At 73.6% G+C, this 7284-nt stretch carries 3 protein-coding genes; 1 reads left to right on the top strand and 2 read right to left on the bottom strand.

Translation table 11 applies throughout. From position 1 onward, the window contains the following. Nucleotides 1-127: 127 nt before the first annotated feature. Together murJ and ACFWIC_RS28160 are read right to left on the bottom strand one after the other, a co-directional pair. Nucleotides 128-2665, bottom strand: coding sequence for a murein biosynthesis integral membrane protein MurJ (murJ, locus tag ACFWIC_RS28165; RefSeq protein ID WP_380520308.1), 2538 nt, complete (start codon nt 2663-2665; stop codon nt 128-130). Nucleotides 2666-2722: 57 nt separating this feature from the next. Continuing rightward, nucleotides 2723-5224: a DUF6049 family protein gene (locus tag ACFWIC_RS28160; RefSeq protein ID WP_380520307.1), complete on the bottom strand. Its 2502-nt coding sequence runs from the start codon at nt 5222-5224 to the stop codon at nt 2723-2725. 433 nt (nt 5225-5657) lie between these two features. On the opposite strand from ACFWIC_RS28160, the gene ACFWIC_RS28155 reads away from it, so the two are divergent. Then, nucleotides 5658-7109 (top strand): CCA tRNA nucleotidyltransferase, encoded by a 1452-nt coding sequence (locus ACFWIC_RS28155; RefSeq protein ID WP_380362640.1) that lies wholly within the window; start codon nt 5658-5660, stop codon nt 7107-7109. Nucleotides 7110-7284: the final 175 nt, after the last annotated feature.

Raw genomic sequence — 7284 nt, 5'->3', positions numbered from 1 at the left:
GCCCCGGGATGACCCGGGGCCGGCAGAGCGGCCCGACGCCCGCCCCGACGGGGCGGAGATTCCGGTCCGTCCGGTTGACGCCCGGTCAGGGCGTCCGCCGGTGCGGCCGGTCGGTACGTACGGTCGGTCAGCGGCCGAGTCGGCCGCGCACCATGCCCAGCATGGCGTTCAGCTCCTCGATCCGCAGCCGCTTCGCGATGAGCACGAAGACGGCCAGCTGGAGCCCGCCGGCCACGACGACGGTGAGAATACTGCCGATCCAGCCGTCGAGCACCTGCTGGACCGCCAGGCTCGCGCCGATGCCGACCAGGGCACCCGGAACGCAGGCCGCCGTCAGGCGGGTGTAGGTCCGGCTGATCCGCTTGGTGTCCAGGCCGCCGATCTTCTTCTTCAGCTTGGGCACCGCCACCATCACCCCGATGGCGTAGGCGAGGCCGTAGCCGAACGCCATGCCGACCACCGTCCATTCGGAGGGCAGGGCGAACCAGCAGACCAGCGAGAAGCCGGCCTGGCAGACCGCCACCCAGACGGTGTTGGAGAACGGGGTGCGGGTGTCCTCGTAGGCGTAGAAGCCGCGCAGCATCACGTACTGCGCCGAGTACGGGATCAGGCCGAGGGCGAACGCGGAGAGCATCAGACCCACGTTGGTCGCGCTGTCCAGCGCGGCCTCGCCGCCGCCCACCGCGTAGATCGCCCGGCCGATCGCCGGGCCCAGGGCCAGGAAGAGGAAGGCACCGGGGACGACCGCCACCGCCGTGGTGCGCAGCCCGTACGAGATGTCGTCGCGGACGGCGCCGGCGTCCTCGTCGGCGGCCGCGCGGGAGAGCCGGGGGAGCACCGCGCTCATGATCGAGACGGTGATGACGGCCTGCGGGAGCTGCCAGATCAACAGGGCGTTGGAGAACGCGGCGAGACCGACGCCGTTGTGGCCGCCCTTCTCGGCGGCGCTGCCGGCGGCGGTGGCCAGCTGGGTGATGACCAGGTAGCCGGCCTGGTTGGCGAGGACGAAGAAGAACGTCCACTTGGCCAGCCGGGCGGCCTTGCCCAGACCGTGACCGCGCCAGTCGAAGCGCGGCCGGAAGGAGAAGTCGGCCGCCCGCAGGTACGGGATCATCGCCAGCGCCTGGACGACCAGGCCGACCAGGGTGCCGATGCCGAGCAGCCGGACGCCCTCGGGGCTGATCGTCTCCGGGGTGACGTGGGTGGTGCCGAATCCGCCGTAGACCCAGAGGTAGGCGCCGAAGGTGAAGATGACCACGACGTTGTTGAGGACCGGTGTCCACATCATCGCGCCGAACCGGCCGCGTGCGTTGAGGACCTGTCCCATCACCACGTGGATGCCCATGAAGAAGATGGTCGGCAGGCAGTACCGGGCCATGGCCACGGTGGTGTCGGCGCGGGCCGCGTTCTCCATCATCGGGTGCGAGATGAGCTGGACCAGCAGCGGTGCGCCGGCCACGGCCAGCAGGACCACCGCGCCGAGCCCGACCATCACCAGGGTGAGCAGCCGGCTGGCGTAGGCGGTGCCGCCGTCCGCGTCGTTCTTCATGCTGCGGACCAGCTGGGGCACGAAGACGGCGTTGAGCGCGCCGCCGCCGATCAGGATGTACAGCAGGGTCGGCAGGGTGTACGCGGCGTTGTACGAGTCACCCATCACGCCGACGCCGATCGCGGCCGTGATGACCATGGTGCGGACGAAGCCGGTGCCGCGGGAGACGAGGGTGCCGGCCGCCATGATCGCGCTGGAGTTCAGCAGCGAGGCGACCTTGCCGCCGCCGGCCGCCGGGGCGGGAGCGGGGGGCGCGGTGCCGGCGCGCTCCTCGGCGACGATGTCCTCCAGCGGTTCCACCGCGGGCGGCAGCTGGACCGCCGCCACCTGCATGGTGGCCTCCGCCTCGGAGAGCGGCGGGTCGAACTCGATCGGCGGCACGAACGGGCGCGGCCCGTCGGGTCCGTTCCCGTGGCCGTGGCCGTGACCGTAGCCGTGCGGCGCCTGCGGTGCCTGCGGAGCGTGGGGAGCCTGCGGCGCCTGCCCCGGGTACGCGCCGGCCGGGGGGTACGGCGCGGGCGGGGCGAACGGGCCGGGTGCGGGCGGCGCGGCCGCCGGCCGGCCCGGGGGGTACGGGTGGGCCGGGGACGGCTGGGCCGGCGGGCGGGGCGCCTCCGCGGTCGCCTGGTTGCCGCCGAACAGCGCGTCCACCCCGACGTACTCGGTGGACTCGGAGTCCCAGGTCGAGTGCGCCGGTCCGGGCTGCCACTGCGGCTGCCCGCCCCACGCACCCGGAGCCGGTGCGGCGGGCGCGGCCGGTCCGGGCTGCTGCTGCTCCCAGCCCTGCCGGCCGTCCTGGGCCGGGGTGTCCCAGCCGGGCTGCACCGGCGGGACGGGGGCGGTGAACGGCGCCGGCGGCACCGGCGTCGGGTAGTCGCCGCCCTGCGGCGGGAGCTGCGGCGGCACGTCGTACGCCGCGGCCTGCTGCTGCGGCGCGGCGGGGCGGGCGGCCCGCAGGCCGTACGGGTCCGGGTCGCCCTGCCGGTCCTGGTACGCGTCGGCCGCGTACGGGTCCTGGGCATAGGTGTCGGCCACGTACCAGTCGCCGGAGGGCGACTCGGCGCCCGGACGGCCCTCACCGCGGCCCGGAGGCCGCTCATCGCTGCGCCCGGTCATGTCACCTCTTCGCTGTCGTGGGGGAGGCCGCCCCGGAGTCGGGCGGTATGGGCGGTGTCAAGGACCAACCTTCTCATCACTGGTGGCCTGATCCCGGCCATCTGCGGTGCTGCCGCGCGGTGTCTGCGCGGCTCCTCCACGTTCGGGGTGTTCCGGGTGTTCCGGCCGCGTCGCGCGTTCCGGGGGCACCGCGGGCCCGGAGCCCTCCGGCCGCCCGGTCCCCCGGCCGGCGTCGCCCGCCGGGCCGCCGGCCGCCGTGCCGTCCGCCGGAGCCGGGGCGAGCGGGGCGTCGCCGACGGGCTCGTCGCCGTCGTCGCCGTCGGCCGTCCGCCGCTTGCGCTGGCGGACGAACCGCAGCGCGGCCAGCAGGAGCAGCACGAGTCCGCCGCCGAAGACGTACAGCACGCCGTTGGTCACCGAGGTGACCTCCACGGTGAACTGCACCGGATCACCGTACGGCTGCGGGTTCGGCCCGGTGGTGAACAGCTGGGCGGTCATGCTGACCGGCCCGTTGTTGTGCGCCTCGGCCGGGAACCGCAGGGTGACGCTCTGCGAGGCCGGCAGCACCAGCTCCTCGGCCGGCACCTCGACCCTGAGCCGGTTGGGCTGGGCCGGGACCAGCACCAGCTTGAGGTTGGTGACCGTCTGGGTCAGGTCGTTGCGGACGCTGACCTGCAGCACACCGGTGTCCCCGGCGAAGGTGATGACCCGCTTCGGCGGCACCTTCACCGCGTCGGTCAGTTCCTTGAGGTAGAGGCCCACGCCCTTCCGGTAGACGCCGCCGGCCGAGCCCTCCGAGCGCCACTGGGTGGACAGCGAGCGGACCATGGCCGCACTGAACGGCCCGCGGACCCGCTGCGGCAGGGTCAGCACCCGCATCAGCGTGTCCAGGTTCGCCTGGATCCGCGTGGTGTCGGTCAGGTCGACGGCGGGCAGCTCCGAGTCCCGGGTCCGGGCCGGGTAGTCCGCGGGCGCCGGGACGGTCGTGTTGGCCCTCGGGTCCGGCGTGAGCTGGGCGAGCACGTCCAGCTTGACCGGGTCGACCCACTTGCCCTCGACGGCGGCCTGGAGCGCGCCGGCCAGCACCTTGGCGTTCGTGGCGGTCAGGTCGCGCGGGGGCATCACCAGCAGGCCGCGCGGGTTCTGCGGCTCCTGCCGGGCGATCACGAAGGTCTCGGAGAGGAACCGCTGGACCGCCCGGGTCTGCTCCTGCGGAGTGACCAGGTCGGTCGCGAAGAGCGCCGAGATCTCCTCGTCGGCGACCAGTGCGGTCTGTCCGTTGCCCATCGGACGCGCGGCGGACGGCGTGTACTTCAGCGCGTCGGACTCGGGCATGCTCGCGCCGTTCACCAGCACCAGGCCGGCGCCGGCCCGCTGGGCGACGGCCGCGATCCGCTGGTCCAGGTAGCCCTGGTAGGGCCAGGCCACGTCGGCGCGGGTGTCCACCGAGAGCCGGCCCTCGACGGTCAGCCGGCCGGCCGTGGCCGCCTTGCCGAGCGCGGTGTCGATGCCGTCCAGCTCGGCGGCGTTGTGCGCGATCGAGGCGAGGTCGGGGTCGGCGTACGGCAGCGCCACCACCTGGCTGCCCGGCTTGGCGACGGCGGCCCGCAGCTTCTCCAGCCAGGCCGTGGCGGCGGCCGTGCCCGTGCCGGGGACGGTGTTGTCCTCCTTGGCCGCGTTGCCCGCGGTGCCGGGCTTCTGCACCCGGTACGGCCGGGTCATCGCGAACGCGGTGTCCAGCAGGTCCGGGTCCACCACCCAGGTCAGCCCCGGCAGCGTGGAGCCCGTCTCGACCAGCGCGTACAGCCGGCCGCCGGGCGCGAACTCGGTGGCCAGGCTGTCGTCGCGCAGCACCGGCATGGTCTGGTCGTTGTCGGAGAGGGTCTGCGCGGCCAGCACCGGCGCGTGCACCAGCGGCCACAGGGTGGTGACCTTCGACGGCTGCGCCTCGGTCGACACCGGGTCGTAGGGCAGGAAGGTGCGGGCGATGCCCAGCGGGCGGTCGCGCTGGTTGTCGGCGGTCGAGCCCCAGACGTCCACCGCGAGCTCGTACACGCCCTCCGTGGAGAGCTGCAGGTCGGTCACCGCGACGCTCAGCGTGTACGGCTGGCTCTGGCCCGGGCCGAGCTCGTTCAGCGCGTACTGCGGGCTGTCCAGGGAGATGCCGTCCGTCCGCTCCGGGGTGGTCCGGGCGGCCACCGAGGCCAGCTCGCTGCGGGTGGTGAGCGGCTTGCTCGGCCAGGGCTTGCGGACCGCCGCGTGGGCCGACTTGAGCACCGACCTACCGCCGTTGGTGACGTGCCCGGCGATCGTCACGGTGCCGTTCAGGGCGGCCACCGGCTTGTTCACCGACTCGATGGTCATCACCACCGGGTACTCGGCGGAGACCGTGGACTCCGAGGCCGCGTGCGAGCCGCCGGCCGGGCGCGCGGTCGCCGGGGTGCCCGGAAGCACCGGGACGAGCACCAGCGTGGCGCCGAGTGCGGCGGCCAGCCGTCTGGCGGTCCGGACCGCCAGACCCGGACCCGTGCTCCTGGCTCGCTCGCTTCGCTCGCTCATGCGCCCACCTCGCTGCGCTCGGCGGTCGCTTCGCGAAACGCGCCCCCACCTTTGGCTCGCTCGCTCCGCTCGCTCACGCGCTTCGCCCTCGCCGTTCTCGATCGCTCGCTGCTTGATGCCGTGCTGCCCTGCTGCTGCGGCTGTCCCGCCGGCCGTAGGGGGCAGCCGTGGGGATCAGCCGTGAAGAAAATGGCGGTCGTCCGTCGTCCGGTCGGCGTTCCGGCATGCCGCACCGCGGCCCGTCACCGGTGCCCGAGACTCGTTCCACCGGCATGGTAACGATGTGGCGGGGGGTGCGGTGTTGCGGGCCTCGGGGTGAGGCCACGGAAACGCGCGGGCGGCGGGGCCCTCGGGCCACGTACCCTTGTGAGCCGTGTCCACTGCCAATGAGCCCACCGCCCACCAGTCCGGCGTCCATCATTCCAGCACCGCCGTGCAGGCCGTTCCCGGCCTGAGCGAGGCGCAGACCCTCGGCCTGCAGGAACTGCTGCGGGTCTCCCCGGTCGCCGACGAGATCGCCCGCCGGTTCCAGGCGGCCGGTCACCGGCTCGCGCTGGTCGGCGGCTCGGTACGCGACGCGCTGCTCGGCCGGCTCGGCAACGACCTCGACTTCACCACCGACGCCCGCCCGCACGAGGTCCTCAAGCTGGTCCGGGGCTGGGCCGACGCGGTCTGGGACGTCGGCATCGCCTTCGGTACGGTCGGCGCCCGCAAGGACACCCCGGAGGGGTCCTTCCTGATCGAGATCACCACGTACCGCTCGGAGGCGTACGACCGGACCTCCCGCAAGCCCGAGGTGACCTTCGGCGACACCATCGAGGAGGACCTGGTCCGCCGCGACTTCACGGTCAACGCGATGGCCGTCGACCTGCCCGGCCGCGGCTTCGTCGACCCGCACCGGGGTCTGGACGACCTGGAGGCCCGGGTGCTGCGCACCCCGGCCACTCCCGAGGAGTCCTTCTCCGACGACCCGCTGCGGATGATGCGGGCGGCCCGCTTCGCGGCCCAGCTGGACTTCGACCCGGCCCCCGAGGTGATCGCGGCGATGACCGCGATGGCCGAGCGGATCACCATCGTCTCCGCGGAGCGGGTCCAGGCCGAGCTGAACAAGCTGCTGCTCTCCGACCGGCCGGTGAAGGGCCTCCGGCTGCTGGTCGACACCGGGCTGGCCGACCACGTGCTGCCCGAGCTGCCGGCCCTGCGGCTGGAGCGCGACGAGCACCACCGGCACAAGGACGTCTACGAGCACTCGCTGACCGTGCTGGAGCAGGCCATCGACCTGGAGCAGGACGGCCCGGACCTCACCCTGCGGCTGGCCGCGGTGCTGCACGACGTCGGCAAGCCGCGCACCCGCCGGTTCGAGTCGGACGGCCGGGTCTCCTTCCACCACCACGAGGTGGTCGGCGCCAAGATGACCCGCAAGCGGATGCGCGACCTGAAGTACTCGAAGGAGCTCACCGAGGAGGTCTCGCGCCTGGTGGAGCTGCACCTGCGGTTCCACGGCTACGGCGGCGGCGAGTGGACCGACTCGGCGGTGCGCCGGTACGTCGCCGACGCCGGTCCGCTGCTGGAGCGGCTGCACAAGCTGACCCGCTCCGACTGCACCACCCGGAACCGGAAGAAGGCGGCCGCGCTCTCCCGCACCTACGACGGCCTGGAGACGCGGATCGGCGAGCTGAAGGCCCGCGAGGAGCTGGACGCCGTCCGTCCGGCGCTGGACGGCAACCAGATCATGGAGCTGCTCGGCCTGAAGCCCGGCCCCGCGGTCGGCAAGGCGTACAAGCACATGCTGGAGCTCCGGCTGGAGCACGGGCCGATGGAGCACGACGAGGCGGTCGCCGCGCTGCGCGCCTGGTGGGACGCGCAGCAGGACGCCGGCGCGTAGTCCGGAAGGCGATGCCCGGAAGGCGGTAACCAGGGGGCGTGGCGAGGTGGGGGTGGCCCGGAAGGTTCCGGGCCCCCCCCCCCCACGGGCCCCGGGGGGGGAAGAGTTGAATTGGATGGGAGCAACGGAACGCGGCGGAGGTTGGCTCGCCGGGGTTTGTTGGGGGGTCTCCCGC

The organism is Kitasatospora sp. NPDC127035, assembly GCF_042726075.1.
Classification (GTDB): Bacteria; Actinomycetota; Actinomycetes; order Streptomycetales; family Streptomycetaceae; genus Kitasatospora.
Note: the sequence above shows the minus strand (reverse complement) of the source record. Positions and strands in the feature narration are given on the sequence as shown.